Source organism: Streptococcus sanguinis, assembly GCF_026781265.1.
Taxonomy (GTDB): Bacteria; Bacillota; Bacilli; order Lactobacillales; family Streptococcaceae; genus Streptococcus; species Streptococcus sanguinis_T.
The window spans coordinates 895,543-914,467 of the sequence record NZ_JAKUVC010000002.1 but is presented as its reverse complement, the minus strand read 5'-3'; the positions used below and the strand labels follow the sequence as shown (position 1 = coordinate 914,467).

Annotated in this window: 17 protein-coding genes and 2 pseudogenes; 18 read left to right on the top strand and 1 reads right to left on the bottom strand. The window is 46.9% G+C overall.

Annotated features, from left to right (window positions below):
* Positions 1-46 precede the first annotated feature (46 nt).
* The 13 genes and pseudogenes from MK370_RS05085 to MK370_RS05025 all read left to right on the top strand — a co-directional run bounded on the left by MK370_RS05085 (position 47) and on the right by MK370_RS05025 (position 12,801).
* Complete coding sequence (locus MK370_RS05085) at positions 47-1,150, top strand: NADH-dependent flavin oxidoreductase (RefSeq protein WP_268684415.1); 1,104 nt, start codon at positions 47-49, stop codon at positions 1,148-1,150.
* Between the two features lie 175 nt (positions 1,151-1,325).
* Complete coding sequence (locus tag MK370_RS05080; RefSeq protein ID WP_268684414.1) at positions 1,326-2,861, top strand: ABC transporter substrate-binding protein; 1,536 nt, start codon at positions 1,326-1,328, stop codon at positions 2,859-2,861.
* Between the two features lie 3 nt (positions 2,862-2,864).
* Complete coding sequence (locus MK370_RS05075) at positions 2,865-3,647, top strand: ABC transporter ATP-binding protein (protein ID WP_268684413.1); 783 nt, start codon at positions 2,865-2,867, stop codon at positions 3,645-3,647.
* Complete coding sequence (locus tag MK370_RS05070; protein ID WP_268684412.1) at positions 3,644-4,414, top strand: ABC transporter ATP-binding protein; 771 nt, start codon at positions 3,644-3,646, stop codon at positions 4,412-4,414. The genes MK370_RS05075 and MK370_RS05070 overlap by 4 nt, the downstream gene beginning before the upstream one ends.
* On the top strand, positions 4,404-5,387 hold the full coding sequence (locus tag MK370_RS05065) for a M14 family metallopeptidase (RefSeq protein ID WP_268684411.1): 984 nt from the start codon (positions 4,404-4,406) through the stop codon (positions 5,385-5,387). Before MK370_RS05070 ends, MK370_RS05065 begins: the two co-directional genes overlap by 11 nt.
* On the top strand, positions 5,380-6,375 hold the full coding sequence (locus MK370_RS05060) for an ABC transporter permease (protein ID WP_268684410.1): 996 nt from the start codon (positions 5,380-5,382) through the stop codon (positions 6,373-6,375). The genes MK370_RS05065 and MK370_RS05060 overlap by 8 nt, the downstream gene beginning before the upstream one ends.
* Positions 6,368-7,177, top strand: a complete 810-nt coding sequence (locus MK370_RS05055; RefSeq protein WP_268684409.1) for an ABC transporter permease — start codon at positions 6,368-6,370, stop codon at positions 7,175-7,177. Before MK370_RS05060 ends, MK370_RS05055 begins: the two co-directional genes overlap by 8 nt.
* 90 nt (positions 7,178-7,267) lie before the next feature.
* Positions 7,268-8,875 carry a nickel ABC transporter substrate-binding protein gene (nikA, locus tag MK370_RS05050; protein WP_268684408.1) on the top strand — a complete coding sequence of 536 codons (1,608 nt, stop codon included), beginning with the start codon at positions 7,268-7,270 and terminating at the stop codon, positions 8,873-8,875.
* A 91-nt stretch (positions 8,876-8,966) separates the two neighbouring features.
* Positions 8,967-9,908: an ABC transporter permease gene (locus MK370_RS05045; RefSeq protein ID WP_268684407.1), complete on the top strand. Its 942-nt coding sequence runs from the start codon at positions 8,967-8,969 to the stop codon at positions 9,906-9,908.
* Positions 9,901-10,697 (top strand): annotated as a pseudogene (locus MK370_RS05040) (ABC transporter permease). The gene MK370_RS05045 and the pseudogene MK370_RS05040 overlap by 8 nt, the downstream one beginning before the upstream one ends.
* Entirely contained in the window at positions 10,685-11,476 is a 792-nt protein-coding gene (locus MK370_RS05035) for an ABC transporter ATP-binding protein (RefSeq protein WP_268684406.1), read from the top strand. The pseudogene MK370_RS05040 and the gene MK370_RS05035 overlap by 13 nt, the downstream one beginning before the upstream one ends.
* Complete coding sequence (locus MK370_RS05030) at positions 11,463-12,173, top strand: ABC transporter ATP-binding protein (protein WP_268684405.1); 711 nt, start codon at positions 11,463-11,465, stop codon at positions 12,171-12,173. Before MK370_RS05035 ends, MK370_RS05030 begins: the two co-directional genes overlap by 14 nt.
* A 52-nt stretch (positions 12,174-12,225) precedes the next feature.
* Positions 12,226-12,801: a flavin reductase family protein gene (locus MK370_RS05025; RefSeq protein WP_268684404.1), complete on the top strand. Its 576-nt coding sequence runs from the start codon at positions 12,226-12,228 to the stop codon at positions 12,799-12,801.
* A gap of 32 nt (positions 12,802-12,833) precedes the next feature.
* On the opposite strand, the gene queG is transcribed toward MK370_RS05025, so the two are convergent.
* Positions 12,834-13,976: a tRNA epoxyqueuosine(34) reductase QueG gene (gene queG / locus MK370_RS05020; RefSeq protein ID WP_268684403.1), complete on the bottom strand. Its 1,143-nt coding sequence runs from the start codon at positions 13,974-13,976 to the stop codon at positions 12,834-12,836.
* A gap of 176 nt (positions 13,977-14,152) precedes the next feature.
* Between queG and MK370_RS05015 the strand changes: the two genes are divergently transcribed.
* The 5 genes and pseudogenes from MK370_RS05015 to MK370_RS04995 all read left to right on the top strand — a co-directional run bounded on the left by MK370_RS05015 (position 14,153) and on the right by MK370_RS04995 (position 18,925).
* Complete coding sequence (locus tag MK370_RS05015) at positions 14,153-14,809, top strand: lantibiotic ABC transporter permease (RefSeq protein ID WP_268684402.1); 657 nt, start codon at positions 14,153-14,155, stop codon at positions 14,807-14,809.
* A gap of 306 nt (positions 14,810-15,115) precedes the next feature.
* Positions 15,116-16,434, top strand: a pseudogene (locus MK370_RS05010) (haloacid dehalogenase-like hydrolase).
* Positions 16,435-16,473: 39 nt separating this feature from the next.
* Positions 16,474-16,908 (top strand): EutP/PduV family microcompartment system protein, encoded by a 435-nt coding sequence (locus MK370_RS05005; protein ID WP_268684468.1) that lies wholly within the window; start codon positions 16,474-16,476, stop codon positions 16,906-16,908.
* Positions 16,909-16,971: 63 nt separating this feature from the next.
* Positions 16,972-18,066 (top strand): threonine-phosphate decarboxylase CobD, encoded by a 1,095-nt coding sequence (cobD, locus tag MK370_RS05000; protein WP_268684401.1) that lies wholly within the window; start codon positions 16,972-16,974, stop codon positions 18,064-18,066.
* The gene (locus MK370_RS04995) at positions 18,059-18,925 is read left to right on the top strand and encodes a kinase (RefSeq protein WP_268684400.1); all 867 of its coding nucleotides are present in this window, start codon (positions 18,059-18,061) and stop codon (positions 18,923-18,925) included. Before cobD ends, MK370_RS04995 begins: the two co-directional genes overlap by 8 nt.

Genomic DNA, 18,925 nt, shown 5'->3' with positions numbered 1-18,925 from the left:
AACGAAAAACAAATTAAATGATTTATCTTGGGAAAGAGGTGACTAGATGAATACACAGATTCAGGATAAATTTACTTTTAAAAATGGGCAGACCATGCGCAATCGCGTTGTCTTGGCACCAATGACCATCTGCGCTAGTGAGCCCGGTGGCTATGTATCTCAGGCAGATATCGACTTTTTTGCCCGCCGGTCGAGGTCGGTTGGCATGGTCATCACTGGCAGTACCTATGTCCATCCTCTGGGCAAGTCCTTTGCGGAGAGCTTCAGCGGCGCCGAGGACGATAAGATTGAGGGGCTTAGCCGTCTGGCCAAGGCCATCAAGGACCAAGGGGCTCTGGCTATTGTTCAGCTCTATCATGGTGGTCGTATGGTTCTGCCTGATTTGATTGACGGTCAGCCAGTAGCACCCAGTGCTGTTAAGGCTCCACGCGATTATCTGGCGGAGCCGAGGGCGCTCAAGAACGCTGAAGTGGAGCAGGTGATAGAGGACTTTCTGTCAGCTATCAGACGAGCCATTCAGGCTGGATTTGACGGAGTCGAGCTTCATGGCGCCAATACCTATCTGATCCAGCAGTTTGTCTCTCCCCATTCCAATGTCCGTCAGGACAAGTGGGGCGGCAGCCTTAACAACCGCCTGCGCTTTCCAAAGACCTTGCTGAAAAGAGCCAAGCAACTAGTCAAAGAAGAGGCCGACCGCCCCTTCCTGATTGGCTACCGCTTTTCTCCGGAAGAGATTGAAGAGCCAGGTATCCAGCTTTATGATACCCTGCAGTTGCTGGAGCAGCTCATCTATCATCAAGTAGACTATCTGCATATTTCGACCTCCGATGTCTGGCGCTCGTCTATCAGAGACTCTCAGGACTCGGAGCCAGTGATTGAAAAAATTACCAGAAAAATTAATGATAGAGTGCCCCTGATTGGTGTCGGTCAGATAGAGACCAAGCAGGATGCCCAGCGAGTATTGGATGCGGGGATTCCGCTCTTTGCCCTCGGCAAGGCTCTGCTCCTAGACCCAGACTGGACGGAAAAGGTTATCTCTGGTCGGGAGTCAGAAATCATCCGAGCTTATCGCGATGAGCTGCAGGCTGACCTGGCTTTGCCAACTGCCTTTGTCGAAGATGCTAGAAGCTATCTGGAAGGAAAAGATTAAGACAAGCACATCCCCAAAGAGGACAGAGAATGAGCAATCATTTGTTTTTCACTCGTCTGCTCTCTCATCTTCAGGACATAGAACCACCTTAGACAGAGAGCGAAGCGTATTTAGATTTGACTAGGACAGACCGTCTTAAAGTAGTTTACAAAATAGAAAAGGAATTTGAATATTTATGAAACATTTTAAAAAAATAATGGTTTTAGCCTTGGCAGGCCTAGCCCTAGCCTCCTGTGTAAACCCTAGCAAAACCAGCGAACCTGCTGGCGATAGTGGCAGTAAGACTGTAACCATTGGTTATACGCAATTTCCAGCAAATGTAGATCCAGCAGCGGAATACAATGGCTGGTTCACGGTCCGTTACGGAGTGGGAGAAACCCTCTTCAAGATGGATGACAAACTCCAAGTAAAACCTTGGCTGGCTGAGAAAATCGAAGCAGTCTCAGACCTAGAGTGGAAAATCACCCTCAAGGATAAGGTGACCTTCCAAAATGGTGAAAAAATGACCGGTGAAAAGGTCAAAGCCTCTCTGGAACGCTTGATTAAGACAAGCGAACGGGCAGCATCAGATATGGGCATTGATAGTATCTCTGCGGAGAGTCAAACTGTGACCATCAAGACAAAGGCTGTGCAACCGATCATGGCGAATCTCTTGGCAGAGCCATACTCCGCCATTGTCGATACGACTGGCAAGAGTGCATCTGACAAGGCTCCTGTCGGAACTGGCCCTTACATGGTGACCAAGTACACTCCTGAGAGCGGAGCAGAGCTCAAGGCTTATGATGACTACTGGGATGGCAAGCCAAAAGTTGCTAATCTGAAGATCAAATACTTCTCTGATCCGACAGCTATTTCTGCAGCCCTTAAGTCTAAGGAAGTTGATGCCGTCTATGGTCTGCCTTATGCAAATCTAAGTACTTATGCTTCCGATAAGAACTACAAAATCTCTGAAGTAGAAGGTTCCCGCTACCTAGCTTACTACTATAACTTTGAAAATCCTTACGTAGCAGATGATAAGTTCCGTCAGGCTTTAGATACCTTGGTTGACAAGAAGACCTACTCAGAATCTCTCTTTAAAGGCTCAGCTGTGCCAGCTGTTGGACCTTTCCCTACTGGCTTCGCCTTTGCCCTGCAAAAGAGCGTCCATGAATTTAACGTAGACAAGGCTAAGAAACTCTTGGATGAGGCTGGCTACAAGGATACTGACGGAGATGGCTACCGTGAAAAAGACGGTCAAAAAGTCAGCATTGAGCTGCTGTCCTTTACTCGTCTGCCTGAAATGCCGCTGGCTGTAGAAGCAAGCCAACAACAACTCAAGGAAGTCGGAATCGAAGCGACTATTAAGAAAGTTGAAGTCAGTGCCGTTGCCAGTGAAAAGGACTATGCCTTCACACCTTACGCAGTGGTAGCAGCTCCTATCGGTGATCCATATGCCTTCTTCAACAGTGCCGTTAAGACCAATGGTACAGCCAATATCGGTCACTACAGCAACCCAGAAGCAGACAAGAAAATCGAAGAGCTGGCGACTGAAACTGATCCAGCTAAGCGCAATCAGCTCAGCAAGGAAATCCAAGAAATCATGGATAAGGACTACGGCTTTACCATTATCGGCTTCTTCAAGGTCGCTCTGGTAATGGACAAGTCCGTCTCTGGTTTGGAATCCCATCCAACAGACTACTATCACGTCAGCAACAAACTATCAAAGGAATAAAACATGCTGGAAATGAAAGATCTGCTGGTGCAGTCAGCAGATAAAGTCATTCTCGATCGGGTCTCCCTCTCTCTTGCTGAGGGGGAGTCCCTTTCGATTGTGGGCGAGAGTGGCAGTGGCAAGTCTACCCTGCTCAAGATGCTGCTAGGTCTCCCTCTTAGGGGGCTGACAGTGACAGAGGGCAGTATTACCTTTGAGGGGCAGGAAATTCAGCCCCAGGACCACCGCATTTATCTGCCTTTTGTAGGCCGAGAAGTGGCCTGGATTAGTCAGCATGCCAGTCTCAGCTTTAATAACCGCCGTAAGATCAAAAAGCATTATCAGGACTTGGTGAAGAATCAGGGCCAGCAAGCATCAAATCTCCGTTCCTTGGAAGAATGTCTAGAGATGGTGGGACTGCTGCCTGAAAAAGTCGTCAATAAGTATCCTTTCGAACTCAGCGGTGGTATGATGCAGCTAGTCGGTGTAGCGCTGGCTTTAGCCAGCAGGCCCAAACTGCTGCTGGCTGATGAGCCGACTAGCGCTCTGGATGTCCTGTCGAAAATGAAGCTGCTGGATCTCTTGAGCAAGCTTCATCGGGAGGAAAACATGGCCATTCTCTTTGTCACACATGATATCAGCGTAGCTGAGCATCTAGCACAAAAAGTAGTCGTCATGAAGGAAGGACAGATAGTCGAAAACGGTCCAGCCCATCAAGTTCTTCGCTATCCTGAGCAGACCTATACCCAGAAATTGCTGAAGGCAGTGCCTAAACTGGCAGAGTTTAGAGAAGGGGAGCAGCTATGAATCAAGTATTGATCGGTCGCCAGTTGACCTACGAGTACAGTCAGATAGGCGAGCGGAGAATCGGTGTCTTTGATATTGACATTAGCTTGGAAAAGGGACAGGCTTTGGGTCTGGTCGGTGAATCAGGTTCAGGTAAGAGTACCATTGCCAAACTCATCTGCCGCTTTTTAAAGCCAGACCAAGGGGAGCTGACTCTACTGGGCCAGCCAGTCTCTGCCTACAAGGATAGGGACTACTATGCTCGGGTCCAGTATATCGCCCAGCAGCCCCAGTCGACCTTTCATCCCAAGCGCAGTATTCAGCAGAGCCTGGAAGAGGTCTGTCGAAACTTCTCTCTCTATCAGCAGCCGTCAGATAGAAAGCAGGCCATCCATGACTTGCTGACCTCGGTCGGTCTGACCCCTGAGCTTGCCCAGCGACTGCCACACCAGCTGAGCGGAGGAGAATGCCAACGGGCGGCTATTGCCCGTGCCCTGCTGATTTATCCCGATGTGCTCATCTGTGATGAAATCACCAGTGCTCTGGATGTGACCGTTCAGTATGAAGTCATGCAGCTGCTGGCAGATATCAAGGAGCGCTCGCAGACCTCCTTTCTCTTCATCTCTCATGACATCGCTCTGGTCAGCAATTTTGCGGAAGATTTGATTGTCCTCAAGGACGGAATCGTGCAAGAAAAGGGCAGCATGCGAGAGGTCGTCTCTGCTCCCAAGAGTGACTATACCAAGCTCTTGCTCAGTCAGTACAGGGAGGATAAAGATGAGGATTAAGCAAGAACTAGACTCTATGGCTCCTTGCAGTAGCTATCAAGGCAGTTTGCCCATCACAGATGAGCTGGCTATCCAGTACACTCTGCTCAAAGGACAGGCTACCCAGCCCTTGCTGACCATCAGTGCTGCAGTCCATGGCTGCGAGTATGTCGGTGTCAAGGCGCTGATGGACTTGGCGCATGAGTGGGACTTTAGCTTTCAAGGCTCTGTCCTCCTCCTGCATGCAGTCAATGTCAGCGGCTTCTGGGCTCGGGAGACGACGCTTGTACCTGAGGACGGTCTCAATCTAAACAGGATCTTTCAGGACCAAGGGCCAGTTTCCAGCCTCAGCTATCAGATTCGGTCTGTGATTGAGAGTCAGGTCTTTAGTGTCAGTGACTTCCTCATTGACCTGCATAGTGGCAATCGGGAAGAACTGCTTACCCCTCATGGTTACTATTCCCTGCGGGCAAATCCAGAGGTAATGGAGAAGTCCTATCAGATGCTGCAGGCTTCTGGGACACCGATAATCTACCAATCTCAGGACCGTGGCAATCTTTATCACGCTGCCTCGGTGGACTATGGTTTGCCTAGCATCCTGCTGGAGCAGGGAGAAAACGGCACCTGTCTGCCAGAGGATGTTCTGGCCATGAAGGAGTCGGTCAAGCAAGTCGCCCGCTATCTTTTTGAAGGGAGCATGCCCTATTATAAGCAGGCGCCGCTAATCTTTGACGACAGTTACTATCTGACCTGTCAGAGGTCGGGCTGCTGGATGTGCTTTGTCCGGCCCAATCAAACAGTACAGGTTGGTCAGGTCATCGGCGAAATCTGTGATATTTATGGCAATATTTTAGAAAAGGTGACTGCCAAGGAAGACGGTCTGGTCCTCTACCAGAAAGCGACCTTGGTCGTCCACCAAGGCGAAGTGCTGTTGGCTGTTGCCAGCAAGAAGCCTGAAAGCTACCAGACATCTGAAAGGGAGGCGCATGATTAAATTTATTATCAAAACGATTCTGCAATTCGTCCTCATCCTGCTCTGCGTCAGCTTTATCTCCTTTTTATTGGTTTATCTAGCACCGGGAGATCCGGCTGAGAGTATCCTAAACGCTCAGGGCATTCCTTTTACCAAGGAATTGCTGGAAATCAAGAGGGCAGAGATGGGTCTGAATGGCAGCTTTATGGAGCAATATCTGGCCTGGCTGGGCAGGATTGTCCATGGCGACTTTGGTGTGACCTATAATTCCGGGGCTTCGGTCTGGGAGCAGCTGGTTTTCTATTTTCCCAATACAGTCTACCTAGCTTTTTATACCCTGCTAGCAACTCTGGGAATTTCCTTGCCGACAGCTCTCTACACATCCTACCATGCTGGAAAGCCCGTTGATCGCTTCCTGATGGCAGGTCTGGCCTTCTTAAATGCCATTCCAAGCTTTGTTATGGGGATTATCCTGATTCTGATCTTTTCTGTTCAGCTGCACTGGCTTCCCATTCAGGCAACGGCTAATGAGCTGGGCCTAGTCCTGCCAGTCATAACACTGGCCATGATCATGTCTACTCGCTACATCCCGCAGCTGCGGACCGCTTTGATAGAAATACTGCATTCACCAGAAGTCGAAGGTGCGCGAGGTCGGGGGATTCGAGAGGGACATATCCTGCTGCATGATGTGATTTACAATGTTCTGCCCTTTCTTCTGACCTTGGTCAGTCTTTCTCTGGGTTCGCTCTTAGGCGGTGTGGCTATTATCGAGCACCTCTTTTCCTGGCCGGGCATCGGTAAGATGCTGATAGGAGTCGTCGCCAAGCGGGATTATCTCCTCATTCAGGGGGCGGTCCTCTTTATCACAGCGGGGGTATTGACTGTAAATCTAGTCTTTCAGCTGCTCATGGTTTGGCTCAATCCTCGCGTCCGACTGGCTCAGGAAAATCCCAAACTGCTGCCGCGCATGAAGAGACTAAAAACAAGCAAGGAGGGCTCGTATGGATAAAAAAATCAATCGAAAACTCTTAGTTTTGGGCGGCCTTATCGTGCTAGCCTTGGCCCTCTCCTCCTTGGCTCCTCGTCTCTTGGGTGACAGTTTGACCAAGGTCAATCTTGGACAAGCCTTGCAAGGACCGAGCTGCAGTGAGTGGTTCGGGACAGATGCTCTTGGGCGCTCTGTCTTTGCGCGTGCCGTGAGCGGGGGCGCAGAAACGGTCCTGCCTGCCCTGATGATTCTGATGCTGATTGCGGCGGTAGGCTCCTTTATCGGGGTGACCAGCGCCTTCATCGGCGGGAAATTCGACCAGCTCATCTTGCTGGTTATCACGGCTTTTCAGTCTTTCCCATCTATCATTTTGGTCATTGCCATCGTCAGTATCTTGGGCATCGGTCTCCAGCAAACCCTCATCGCTATCTGCCTGACGGCCTGGACCAAGTATGCCTACCTGATGCGCTCTATGACCCTACAGCTGAGAAATGAACCCTATATCCAGTCCTCGAAAATGTATGGTAATAGTTTTTGGACAAGCCTGAAAAACTATTATTTCCCCAGTCTTTTTCCTCAGATTCTGACAACCATGAGCTTTGATATTAGCACCATTATCATGGAAATCGCTGGCCTCAGCTTTGTCGGATTGGGAGCTCAGGCACCGTCGCCTGAGTGGGGAGCCATGATCAATGACGGCCGGATTTACATCCAGGAAGCCCCCTGGATTGTGGTCTTCCCTTGTATCTTGCTAATTTTGACCATTCTCCTCTTTACCAAGTTCGGAGATGCTCTCAACAGCAAGTACAACCGCATGAGTTGATACTCAAAGAAAAACAATTGTTAACAAAAAAGCATTCCTTTGTTTTGGGGGTTTGCAATTAAAAAAATACAAGAAAGTGATTCAATAAAAATGAGAAAAAAATTATTTTTATTAGTTGTCCTCTTGCTGCCTTTATTCTTGGTAGCCTGCCAGCAAAACTCAAACTCTTCCCAACAGGTCGGTGAGAAAGACAGACTCACCATGGTCTGGGGCGAAGACTTTGGGGATGTCAACCCTCACCGCTATAATCCAGACCAATTTGTCATTCAAGATATGGTCTATGAAGGCCTGGTCCGCTATGGTGACAATGGGAAAATCGAGCCAGCCTTGGCTGAAAGCTGGGATATCAGCGAAGATGGTAAAACCTATACCTTCAAGCTAAGAAAGGCAAAATTCTCAGACGACTCTGACTTTAACGCAGAGAATGTCAAACGCAATTTCGATACTATCTTTTCAGAAGAGAATAAGAAAAACCACACTTGGTTTGACTTTACTAACCAATTGGAAAGCTACCGAGTTGTCGATGAGCATACCTTTGAGATTAAGCTCAAACAAGCCTACAGTGCAACTCTCTATGACCTTTCCATGATTCGTCCAATCCGCTTCGTAGCTGATGCTGCCTTCCCTGACGGAGATGACACAACTAAGGACAACCTCAAAAAGCCAATCGGAACCGGTCAATGGGTTGTCAAAGACAAGAAGGCAAATGAGTACATCACCTTTGCCCGTAATGAAAATTACTGGGGTGAAAAGCCTAAACTGAAAGAAGTAACAGTCAAGATTATTCCAGATCCACAAACCCGTGCTTTGGAGTTTGAGTCTGGAAATGTAGACTTGCTCTATGGAAATGGCGTTATCGGTTTGGATAACTTTGCCAAGTATGCCAAGGATGACAAGTACATGACAGATGTATCTCAGCCAATGTCCAGCCGCCTCATGCTCTTGAATGCCAAGCAAGAAATCTTCAAAGACAAGACTGTCCGTCAGGCGATGAACCATGCGGTTGATAAGAAGTCTATCGCGAAAGACATTTTCCGCGGAACAGAAACACCGGCTGATACAATCTTCTCCAAGTCTACTCCGCACTCTGACGCCAATCTGACTCCCTATGAATATGATATCGAGCTGGCTGAAAAGATGCTGGATCAAGCAGGCTGGAAGAAAGGCTCTGACGGTATCCGTGAAAAAGACGGCAAGAAACTAAGCCTAAATGTTCCTTATATCTCGTCTAAGGCGACAGACAAGGACTTGGTTGAGTACTTCCAAGGCGAATGGAAGAAAATCGGAATCGATGTTCAGCTCAAAGCTATGGAAGAAGATGACTACTGGGAAAATATTAAGACTGGCGACTTTGATTTGATGCTGACCTTCTCTTGGGGAGCACCTTGGGATCCGCATGCTTGGATGACTGCCCTGACTTCACCAGCTGACCATGGTCACCCAGAAAATGTTGCCCTAGAAGCTCTGCCATCTAAGTCAGAAATGGACAGCATTATCAAGGCGACTCTGGTTGAGCCAGACGAAGCAAAAGTTGATGAAGGTTATAAGAAAGTTCTCACTATGCTCCATGATGAAGCTATCTATATCCCAATCACTTACCAATCTGTTGTCTCTGTCTATCGCAAGGGAGAACTTGATGGCATGCGCTTTGCTCCAGAAGAAAATGCCTTCCCACTGCGCTACATTGAGAAAAAATAAAAGCTAACTTCATACATACAAATTTGCATATAAAGGGAGTAGTGCTGCCAAGGTTAAAAACTTAGCAGCCGCCCCTTTTCTTTTAAGAAATATGAAAAAAGATTTATTTAAAACAATAGTTTCTCTCTTTGCTGCCCTCTTGATGATTTCAGTATTGACCTTTCTCTTGGCCAAGCTGTCCTCGGCGGATCAAGCAGAAAACTATTTAAGAATATCTAAGATTCAAGTGACTCCTCAATCCTTGGAAAAAGCCAGAGAATATCTGGGACTCAATCAACTTTGGCCCCAGCAGTATCTAGGCTGGCTGACTAAGGCTCTTCGTGGGGATTTTGGGACATCTTATCTATTAAAGGTTCCTGTCCTGCCCCTGGTGTTGGAGCGTTTCCAGTCCACCCTTTCTCTGGGCTTGACTTCCTTTGCCCTCATTTTGCTTACGTCTATTCCTTTGGGAATTTTTAGTGCAGTCTACAAGGGTTCTCTCTTTGATAAGGTCACTCGCTTTCTATCCTTTTCCAGCGTTTCCATGCCCAGCTTTTGGCTAGGTTACATGCTGATTGTGGTTTTTGCTGTTCAACTCAGATGGCTGCCAGTTTCGGGCAAGCAGGATTTTAGCAGCTTGATTCTTCCCAGTCTGACCCTTAGTATGTCATTGATTGGCCAATATACCGCCTTGATCCGTAAGGCCGTGATAGAACAGATGAAGAGTGTCCATGTTGAAAATGCCCTCCTGCGCGGAGTCAGCAAGTTCTTCCTGGTCAAGAATCATCTCTTGAGAAATTCCCTGCCAGCCATTGCGACAGGCCTGAGCCTGACCTTGGTCTATCTTCTGACAGGCTCCTTGATTGTCGAAGAAGTCTTCTCTTGGAATGGTGTCGGCTCTCTCTTTGTGGATGCTTTGCAGGCTGTGGATCTACCCATCATCCAGTGCTGTATGCTTTTATTTGGCCTATTATTCTTGGGAAATAATATTCTAACCCAGCAGCTGACGCTCTGGATCGACCCTAGAGTCAGAAAAAGGAGGAGCAATGTCTAAACGATTTATATTTTCAAGTGTTATTTTGCTGGCCCTCTTCATCTGCGCTCTCTTTGCACCCTATCTATCCTCTTTTGATCCTCAGCATGTAGAGATTTCAAATAAACTGATGCCACCTGATGCTGTTCATATATTGGGAACGGATCAGCTGGGCAGAGACATTTTGTCTCGTCTGCTGCATGGAGCTCGCTACTCCCTCTTCTTATCCCTGACCATCAGTCTGCTGGAAGTGGTCATCGGTGTGGCAGTCGGCTTGCTGATTGGATGGTACCAAGGAAAGACTGAAGCGACCTTCTTATGGTTTGCAAATGTTATTTCTGCTTTTCCAAGCTTCCTGCTCTCTTTAGCTACCGTTGGGATACTGGGACAGGGAATGACCAATATGATTCTAGCCATTGTCATCATAGAGTGGGTTTACTATGCTCGGGTGACGGCCAATCTGGTCAAGAGTGCCAAGGAGGAAGCCTATGTCGTTTCTGCCCAGACCATGGGACTCTCCCAGTTCCATATCCTCAAAACCCATATCCTGCCCTTTATCTACAAACCTATTTTGATTATCGTTCTCATGAATATCGGGAATATCATTCTCATGATTTCTGGCTTTTCCTTTCTGGGAATCGGTGTCCAACCCAACATTACCGAGTGGGGCATGATGCTAGAAGCCATTTTCAAACGGCAACTTGGATGATGCTGGCGCCCGGACTGGCTATCTTTCTGACTGTGGTCGCCTTTAATCTTTTTGCCGAATGCTTTGAAGAGAAAGGCTGGAAACAGATATGGAAAAAATAGCAGTAAAGAAACTGACAGCCCAAATCGAGCAAAAGACCATACTGCAGGACATCAGCTTTGAAGTGGAGGCAGGGCAGTCTCTGGTCATCATTGGGGAGAGTGGTTCTGGTAAAACCCTCTTAACCAAGATATTGATTGGGCAGCTACCTTCATCTTTAAGCCTGCAAGGAGAAGTTCACTACGGCACCATGACTTTGGAGCGAAATTCTCTCAAAGCTTGGCAGCAGCTGCGAGGCAGTCAAGTAGCCTATATGTCTCAAAATCCTATGGCTATGTTTAATCCTTTTCAGACTATTCAAAGTCACTTTTGGGAGACCCTGCGCAGCCATAGCAAGATTTCAAAAGGCGCCTGTATAGATAAGGCAGTAGCTTCCATGAAAGAGGTGCGACTGGGAGAGCCGGAAGAACTGTTGAAGAAATATCCTTTTGAGCTCAGTGGCGGTATGTTGCAGCGGGTCATGCTGGCTATCTTGCTCTGCTTAGATCCAGAGACCATCATTTTGGATGAGCCTACTTCGGCGCTGGACATCCACAATCGCGAGCAGATTATTCTCATCTTAAAGGAGCAGCTGGCTAAAGGCAAGACCCTCATCACAGTGACACATGATTATCATTTGGCGCGAGAGCTGGGAGGCAAGATGCTTGTCATGTATCAGGGGGCTATCATGGAGGAGGGGTCAGTGGCCAAGCTCCTTGAAAGTCCTTCGCAATCCTATAGCCAAGACCTTATCTTAGGAAATCCATACGAACGGTTGGTGAGAGACGATGCTGGAATGTAGACATGTATTTAAAAAATTCGATGGCAAAATGGTTGTCAAAGACTGCGATTTCACTGTCAAGAAAGGTGAAATGATTGGCCTGATGGGCGAGAGCGGCAGTGGCAAGAGCACCTTGGCTAAATTGCTGATTGGTCTAGAAAAGCCCATTCAAGGCCAGGTCTTACTGGATGGCCAGCCCTACTCAGTCAAAAAGTCAGGTGTAAGAATCTTGCTGGTCTTTCAGGACTCTCTTCATTCGGTCAATCCGAACTTTACAGTCGAGCAGGTCTTGACAGAGGCCCTACCAAAGGATGTGGCTAGAGAAGAGATAGAGACCATTCTAAAAGACGTCGGTCTAGACAAAAGCTTTCTGAGTCAGCCAGCGCGCCAGCTCAGTGGCGGCCAGCTCCAACGGATTTGCATCGCCCGCGGCCTGCTCTTAAAGCCAGATATTCTCATCTTTGATGAGGCTCTGAGCGGTCTGGATCCCATTGTTCAAGGCAGGTTGTTACGCCTCCTATATGATTTGTGGGAGAAATACCAGCTGACCTATCTTTTTATCTCGCATGACTTCAAGCTGAGCTACGCTCTCTGCCATCGGATTTTGGTCATGGCAGATGGGGAAATCGTCGATGAGATAAAGGACTTTGAGCTTCCTATCCAGACTCATCACCCCATAACAAAAAAGTTGATAGGCGACAAAGGACATTTCAGCTGAAGAATATCTTAACTAGCTGATCTATTTTAAAATTAAAAATAAAGGAACATATATGAAACGTACTTTTGAAACGAGAAAACTTTACTTCGGCTTTCCAGTCTTCTTTTTAGGCTATAAGGACGATGTGCACGGCTATAATATTTCAACCTCAAGCTCGGTTTATTCCTTGGGCAGTATGATGGTTATTGCCATGCGTACCAAGGGGAATGCCATTACAGAGATTACCAAGCACAAGCAATTCACTGTTAATGTCCCTGAGAAGGATTTGACCAAAGAGTCTGAAATTGCTGGCTTCAACAGCCGCAAGGACAAGTTTGCCTTAACCGGTCTCAGCTACACAATCGGCGAGACCGTTGATGCGCCGCTGGTAGACCAATGCCCTGTATCCATTGAATGTCAGGTGCTGGATATGGTCGAATGCGGTGCCTTGACCAATGTCATCGCCCGTGTCACTCGGCGCGTGGTAGATGAGGATTTGATTGATGAGAATGACGCTTTTCGCAGCGATCGCTTTTCCCCTATCAGCTACATGGGAGACGGCGATGGAAGGCTTTACCGCTATTTCAGCGACGAGTCAGTCAAGATGGGCTCGATTATCAAAGAAATCCGCAAACAAGAAGAAAAATAAAGAAACCGCTGAGATATTTAGGTCTCAGCGGTTTAGTTTTCTATCACAAGTTTTTCTTCTAGGCCAAATTTCTCTAGAAAACGGCCTTGCTCTTCTTGGATTTGCGGAGTTGGATTTTTGACGTTCATGACCAGTTCTATCATTTCCGGATGGACCTCACGCGCCAGCTGACCCAGAGCCCAGATAGCCGTAGCGATATGAATCGGGTTTTGCCCCTTGTCGATAATTTCCAGCATTTTGGGAATGGCAGAGCGATCATTGGCATTTGCCAGAGCGATAATGGCATTACGCTGAAGGATGTTTTTCCCCCGCCAGCTGCCAGCTACATGGCCGAATTTCTCCTTAAACTGACCGTTGGAAAGCTCCAAGAAAGGTAGGAGCTCCGGATGAGAAAGGTCGGGGTCAATCTCTGTCGCCAGAGGATTGTCCAAACCTTTATTGTAAGGGCAGCAGATTTGGCAGATATCGCAGCCATAGATGACAGTCTTAATCTTCTTGCGAAATTCCAGATCCATGACGCCCTTGTCCTGAGTCTGAAAGGACAGACAGCGCTTGGCATTCATGCTGCCATCGCCAATCAGGCAGGAAGTAGGGCAGGCTGTCACGCAGCGATTGCAGTCTCCGCAGCCGTAGTCGACAGGCTGATCAGGCTCGATGTCCAGATTGGTGATGAGTTCGCCCAAAAACATATAAGAACCAAATTCCTTGGAGATGACCAAGCCGTTCTTGCCGATAAAGCCGATTCCTGCTCTCTGGGCTACAGCAGTATCGATCAAGGCGCCCGTGTCCACCATGCCCTTGTATTCAAAGTAAGCGGTCAGCTCTTCGATTCCCTTAGCAAGCCGGTCCAGCTTGTCCTGCAGGACATAGTGGTAGTCTAGTCCCCAGCTGTTAGGGGTGAATTTGCCCCGCTTGTAGGCCGTTTTCTGAGGTTGCTGCTTGAGCTTGTGGGGGTAGGCGACTGCGATAGAGATAATGGTCTTGGCTGAGGCTAGACTCAGCTTAGGTTTGATTCGCTCCTCGATGTTCTTATGCTCAAATCCTGAATTTCGCCCTTCTTCTACAGCCAAGCGCAGCGACTTCTCCAGATAGTCGAAATCATCCGCTGTCGTAAAGCCAATCTTAGAAATCCCAATTTCTTTTGCTAAGTTAATAATGTCTTCTTTGATGTTCATTGTTTCTATTATAGCGGAAAAATGCCAACTTGGCGAATGATTGAGAAAGGGAGCTATCCTATAGAACTATACCTATAGTTTTATAAGACTTCCTTAGCCTATATACTGTATGATATAATGAAATATGGAATTTTTTTATAGAAAGTTCCGAAAAGTTTAGGGAATTTTTTTAATAAATGGGAGTTTACAAAATGAAAAAGAGATATTATGAATTTTTGAATGTTCTTGTTACGGATTGTAATCCAATCAGAAACTTAGATTTTTATAAGGCCGGTTTAATTGAGTTATTTTTTATCTCACTGGTATTTATCGTTTCTATTTTCTTACGTGGTGAGATGCATGATCGGAGCATGATGGTCATGCAGTTTACGATTGGGCACATTGCTATCTTGTTGCTAGCCTTCTTATTGTTCCAAAAGTTTTTTGATACCAAAGCCTTGCAGCTCATTCCGACCAGCTCTTACCTATTTCTTCATTTTGAATTACTCTTTTGGGGCTCCATCTTTTTTGGTGAGAACTACTTAGCATTTTTTATGATTTTTATCATACTGAGTTTGTCTTACCAGCTGATCAATTTGCTCTATCAGATGGTAATCGTTTCAAAATTGAGATATTTTGAACAGAAACAAAAGATCAACATTTTGCAGATTCATGCTATCGTCCTGTGCTGCCTGTCAGCAGGAGTAGCAGTCATTACTCGCTTATTCATGCTGTCAGGAATCTATATGATTATTGCTTTAGTCGGCTTTAGTATCGCATTGACGCCCTTGTATCTATTGGGCTATGCACAAGTTTTCACAGGCTGGAGAAATCAAGTGCCTGAAAAATGGTAGAATTGAAGGGGGATTGTCTGTCTAGTCTTGAATACGTTTAGTTTCCTCTAACACCTTGGTTGAGAAGATTAGAGTAAATGCATTTTAATCAGTAAGGTAGAGAAATAATTTTTCTCTGCCTTTATTTTTTTACAAATTTGAAAGCGCTTCATTGACAAAGTCTGCCAGATAGTTTATAATATAATAACAGTATAGAAAATGGCAAGGAAGCCTGATTTGATCGCAATGAAGCGAGTGTTTCAGAATCAAAGGGGTTTTCTATGCCATTTTTTTGCGCACTATTATTTTTTATGGAGGATTGTTTCTATGCGGACAAAAGGAATTGTGCTGCTTTGTAGTTTGGCTTTGCTTCTGGGAGCTTGTCAAGCGGGGAATAATAAGACGACGACGGAGTCATCCTCGGCTAAGACAGAGACAACGGATAAGGACAAGGCTAAGACTTTGGATAAGGGCGTCTGGGAAGACAAGCTTTATGCCCGCCTGACTAAGCTCATCAAGGAAAATGGGAACACCAGCTCTACCTATGATAAAAATAAAAAACCTTATGCCGTCTTTGACTGGGACAATACGACAGTCATTAACGACATTGGCGAAGCAACCTTTACCTATCAAATTGAAAATCTGGCCTTTAAGATGACGCCGGAAGAATTTGATCAAGCAGTGCGGACCAATATACCGAGCGACGATTTTGTTGAGGATTTCCATAACAAAGATGGTGAACCAGTGAACATTGACAAAATTGCCGCCGACTTGCTTTCTGACTACACGGTTATTTACAATAGCTATAAGGGAATGCAAGGAGATAAGTCTCTAGAAGAAGTCAAAAAGACTGATGAATACCAAGACTTTGCTGCTAAACTCCGCTATCTTTACGAAGCGATTGGTGACACCTTCAGTTCTGACATCAGCTATCCATGGGTGACCTACCTCTATGCAGGTATGACTTCTGAAGAAGTTCAAGCCCTATCTGAAAAGTCTATTGACCAGGCTCTTGAGGACAAGCTGACTTCTGAAACCTGGGAAAGTCCGGAAGGCTTGAAAGGTGAATCAGGACAAGTCAGTGTAACCTTCAAGCGCGGTGTTCGCTCGGTCAAGGAAATGCAAAATCTCTATAAGACTCTGATGGCTAACGGCATTGATGTCTATATCTGCTCAGCGTCTTATATCGATGTGATTATCCCTTATGCTAGCAATTCTAAGTATGGCTACAATATTCCTAAAGAAAATGTTACTGCTATGCGCCTGAAAAAGGATGATCAGGGAGTGATTCAGCCGGAATACGATACCAACTATGCTCAGACTCAAGGTGAGAGGGCAAGACAGAAACCATCAAGAAGCTGATTGCTGTCAATCATGACAATCAAGAACCAATCCTGATTGCCGGCGACAGTAATGGTGACTATGCTATGCTCAAGGACTTCCCTAAACTGCAAATGGGTATCATCTTCAATCTTTTGAGAGATCCTAGCAAAGGAATCGGTCTTTTGCAAACTAAGGCAATTGAAACTTACGGTCAGGAAGATGCCCTTTACTATCTGCAAGGCCGCGATGAAAATAAAGGTGTACTGCTCAACGGCAGGGAAACTATCAAACTAGATAGTAAGAAAGCCCAGCTCAGCAGATAGCAGGCAGTTCCCTGTCATAGAGAGGAATGGATGCAAGATATGAAAAAAATCATGTTTGTCGGTCCAGTCGGAGTGGGTAAGACCACTCTGACTCAGCGACTGAAAGGATTGGAGCTGACCTACTTTAAGACTCAGGCTATTGAGTTCTATGATGCCATCATTGATACGCCCGGAGAATTTCTCCAGCATCGTAAGTATTATAATGCTCTGAACGTAACTGCAACGGAGGCTGATGTGATTGGTCTCTTGGTGGCGGCTTCCAATCAGATGCAGACCTTTCCTCAGGGCTTTTCTTCCCTCTTCAATAAAGAAGTGATTGGCATTATCACCAAGATTGATATGGCTGATAAGGAAGAACAAATCGAAAAAGCACGGCGGCAGCTGAAAGCGGCTGGAGCCAAGGAAATTTTTGAAATATCAGCGACGGAAAACGAAGGAATTGACCGTCTCCAGGCTTATCTGGAGTCAGATTAGGGATGAGAAACCGAATATGGTATACTAGATTCTAACAAGGAAACGAGGAAGGAATGTCTATTTATGAAAGTAGAGCACGGAGGAAATGCGGCAGCTTTGGCTGAGGAATTTGGTTTTTCTCTAGAAGACTGTCTGGATTTCAGTGCCAATATCAACCCTTTGGGGATTTCTCCAAAGCTGAGGGCTTGTCTGACCGAATCCATTGATTGGCTGGTTCATTATCCAGACATCAGCTACAGCCACTCCAGAGAGCTTTTGGCACATCATCATGGCCTAGAAAAGGACAAGGTCCTGCTGGCAAATGGTGCGGTAGAGGTCTTTTACGAGCTGGCCCGCTTCCTGCGTCCAAAGACAGTCCTGACTCTGAGCCCTACTTTCATGGAATATGAAAAAGCCTTTTCGCAAGTACAGGCCAAGGTGGAGCGCTTTAGCCTACCTTCTCCATCCTATGAGTGGAATCTAGCTGACATGTTGCCAGCCTTGGATTTACTGACTGCAGGAGATGCTGTACTCATCTGCAATCCTAATAATCCGACGGGTACCTTGATTCGGCGTACTGAGTTAGAAAAGCTGGCTGAGGACCTGCAGGAGCGGCAAATCTTTTTGATACTGGATGAGGCTTTTATGGACTTTCTGGACGATGAGGAGGACTATAGCTTCGTTTCACATCTGGCCACCTATTCAAATGCAGTAGTGGTGCGGTCTTTGACTAAGTTTTATGCCATTCCTGGTCTGAGATTAGGCTATGCTCTCAGCTGTCATCCGACTTGCTTTGATGAGATAGAGGGGAGTCGCGCTCCTTGGTCGGTCAATGCTATGGCGGATCACGCCCTGCCTGTCCTTTTGGAGGATCAGGCCTATCAGCAAGCTACCAAGCAGTGGCTTCGAGTAGAAAGAGATTTCCTTTTTCAAGGACTGACTGCATTTTCACAGATTCGGCCGGTCAAGCCTAGTGTCAACTATATCTTCTTTGAGTATTTGGGGCAGCAGGACCTGCGTCAGGAGCTTAGGCGGAGAAAGATTTTTATCCGTTCCTGTCAAAATTATCATGATCTGACAGACCGGCATTACCGCATAGCCATCCGCAGCCATCAGGAGAATGAACAGCTTCTGGCTTGTCTGACAGAGGTCTTGGCGAAAGAGGCCCCTTATGACTAAGGGAATCGTGTCTTGTCCAGGTTCCTGCGGTGAGTTATTTCAAGGTTTAGTAGGAGAGCAGGAGGTCCTGCTCTCCTATGGGATTGAGAAGCGCAGTCGAGTGAGATTGGACGGGGCTTCGTCTCTCGCAAGGCAAGCCCAAGGTGAAAAGGTACGGCGAGCTTTGGAGCTCCTGCCTGAGTCCAATGCTTTCTCTTTTGTGCAAGAGTCTGACCTGCCTATCAGCAAGGGCTATTCTAGCAGCACAGCTGATATGATTAGCTGCCTGCAGGCAGCTGCTCTGGGACAAAATCAGCCTCTAAAGGCATCAGATTTGACTCATCTTTGTGCCAAGATTGAGCCTACTGACTCTGTGGCTTTTGCGGACTGGACGGTCATTAATCCCCTGACTGGTCAAGTGGTCTGGCAGACAGACTGGCGACCGGAGCTCTATGTTTATATCTTGGAGCCTGTGGAGATGGTGACAACTCTTGACTTGGTTCGGATGAAGGACAGTCCTAGCTATCCGGCTGAGGAGTCTAAGCGATTGCTTCCTCTCTTTCAGGAGGCTTGTCAGGAAAAGAGTTTGGAAAAACTTGGCCATTTAGCGAGCTATAGTGCTTTGTTGAACAACCAACGGCTACCCAAACCCTATCTGAAAGAATTACTGAATTTGGTAAAAGAACACCAGTGTTTAGGCCTCAATGTTGCCCATAGTGGCACATTGGTTGGTCTGTTGCTGAGCAGGGAACAGCTAGAAGTCTTGCCTAAGCTAGAGGCTGAACTAGCTCGCTCAGCCAGCGGGGCTTATTATCAGACTCGGACCTTGAGCAGGATTATTTTTGAAGGGGTGCAGCCGGTCAGGGAGGAGACAGACTAG

Excerpts from the sequence above, each read along its gene's own strand:
- MK370_RS05085 (WP_268684415.1), top strand. The coding sequence starts at position 47 with ATGAATACACAGATTCAGGATAAATTTACTTTTAAAAATGGGCAGACC.
- MK370_RS05080 (WP_268684414.1), top strand. The coding sequence starts at position 1,326 with ATGAAACATTTTAAAAAAATAATGGTTTTAGCCTTGGCAGGCCTAGCC.
- MK370_RS05075 (WP_268684413.1), top strand. The coding sequence starts at position 2,865 with ATGCTGGAAATGAAAGATCTGCTGGTGCAGTCAGCAGATAAAGTCATT.
- MK370_RS05070 (WP_268684412.1), top strand. The coding sequence starts at position 3,644 with ATGAATCAAGTATTGATCGGTCGCCAGTTGACCTACGAGTACAGTCAG.
- MK370_RS05065 (WP_268684411.1), top strand. The coding sequence starts at position 4,404 with ATGAGGATTAAGCAAGAACTAGACTCTATGGCTCCTTGCAGTAGCTAT.
- MK370_RS05060 (WP_268684410.1), top strand. The coding sequence starts at position 5,380 with ATGATTAAATTTATTATCAAAACGATTCTGCAATTCGTCCTCATCCTG.
- MK370_RS05055 (WP_268684409.1), top strand. The coding sequence starts at position 6,368 with ATGGATAAAAAAATCAATCGAAAACTCTTAGTTTTGGGCGGCCTTATC.
- nikA (WP_268684408.1), top strand. The coding sequence starts at position 7,268 with ATGAGAAAAAAATTATTTTTATTAGTTGTCCTCTTGCTGCCTTTATTC.
- MK370_RS05045 (WP_268684407.1), top strand. The coding sequence starts at position 8,967 with ATGAAAAAAGATTTATTTAAAACAATAGTTTCTCTCTTTGCTGCCCTC.
- MK370_RS05035 (WP_268684406.1), top strand. The coding sequence starts at position 10,685 with ATGGAAAAAATAGCAGTAAAGAAACTGACAGCCCAAATCGAGCAAAAG.
- MK370_RS05030 (WP_268684405.1), top strand. The coding sequence starts at position 11,463 with ATGCTGGAATGTAGACATGTATTTAAAAAATTCGATGGCAAAATGGTT.
- MK370_RS05025 (WP_268684404.1), top strand. The coding sequence starts at position 12,226 with ATGAAACGTACTTTTGAAACGAGAAAACTTTACTTCGGCTTTCCAGTC.
- queG (WP_268684403.1), bottom strand. The coding sequence starts at position 13,976 with ATGAACATCAAAGAAGACATTATTAACTTAGCAAAAGAAATTGGGATT.
- MK370_RS05015 (WP_268684402.1), top strand. The coding sequence starts at position 14,153 with ATGGGAGTTTACAAAATGAAAAAGAGATATTATGAATTTTTGAATGTT.
- MK370_RS05005 (WP_268684468.1), top strand. The coding sequence starts at position 16,474 with ATGAAAAAAATCATGTTTGTCGGTCCAGTCGGAGTGGGTAAGACCACT.
- cobD (WP_268684401.1), top strand. The coding sequence starts at position 16,972 with ATGAAAGTAGAGCACGGAGGAAATGCGGCAGCTTTGGCTGAGGAATTT.
- MK370_RS04995 (WP_268684400.1), top strand. The coding sequence starts at position 18,059 with ATGACTAAGGGAATCGTGTCTTGTCCAGGTTCCTGCGGTGAGTTATTT.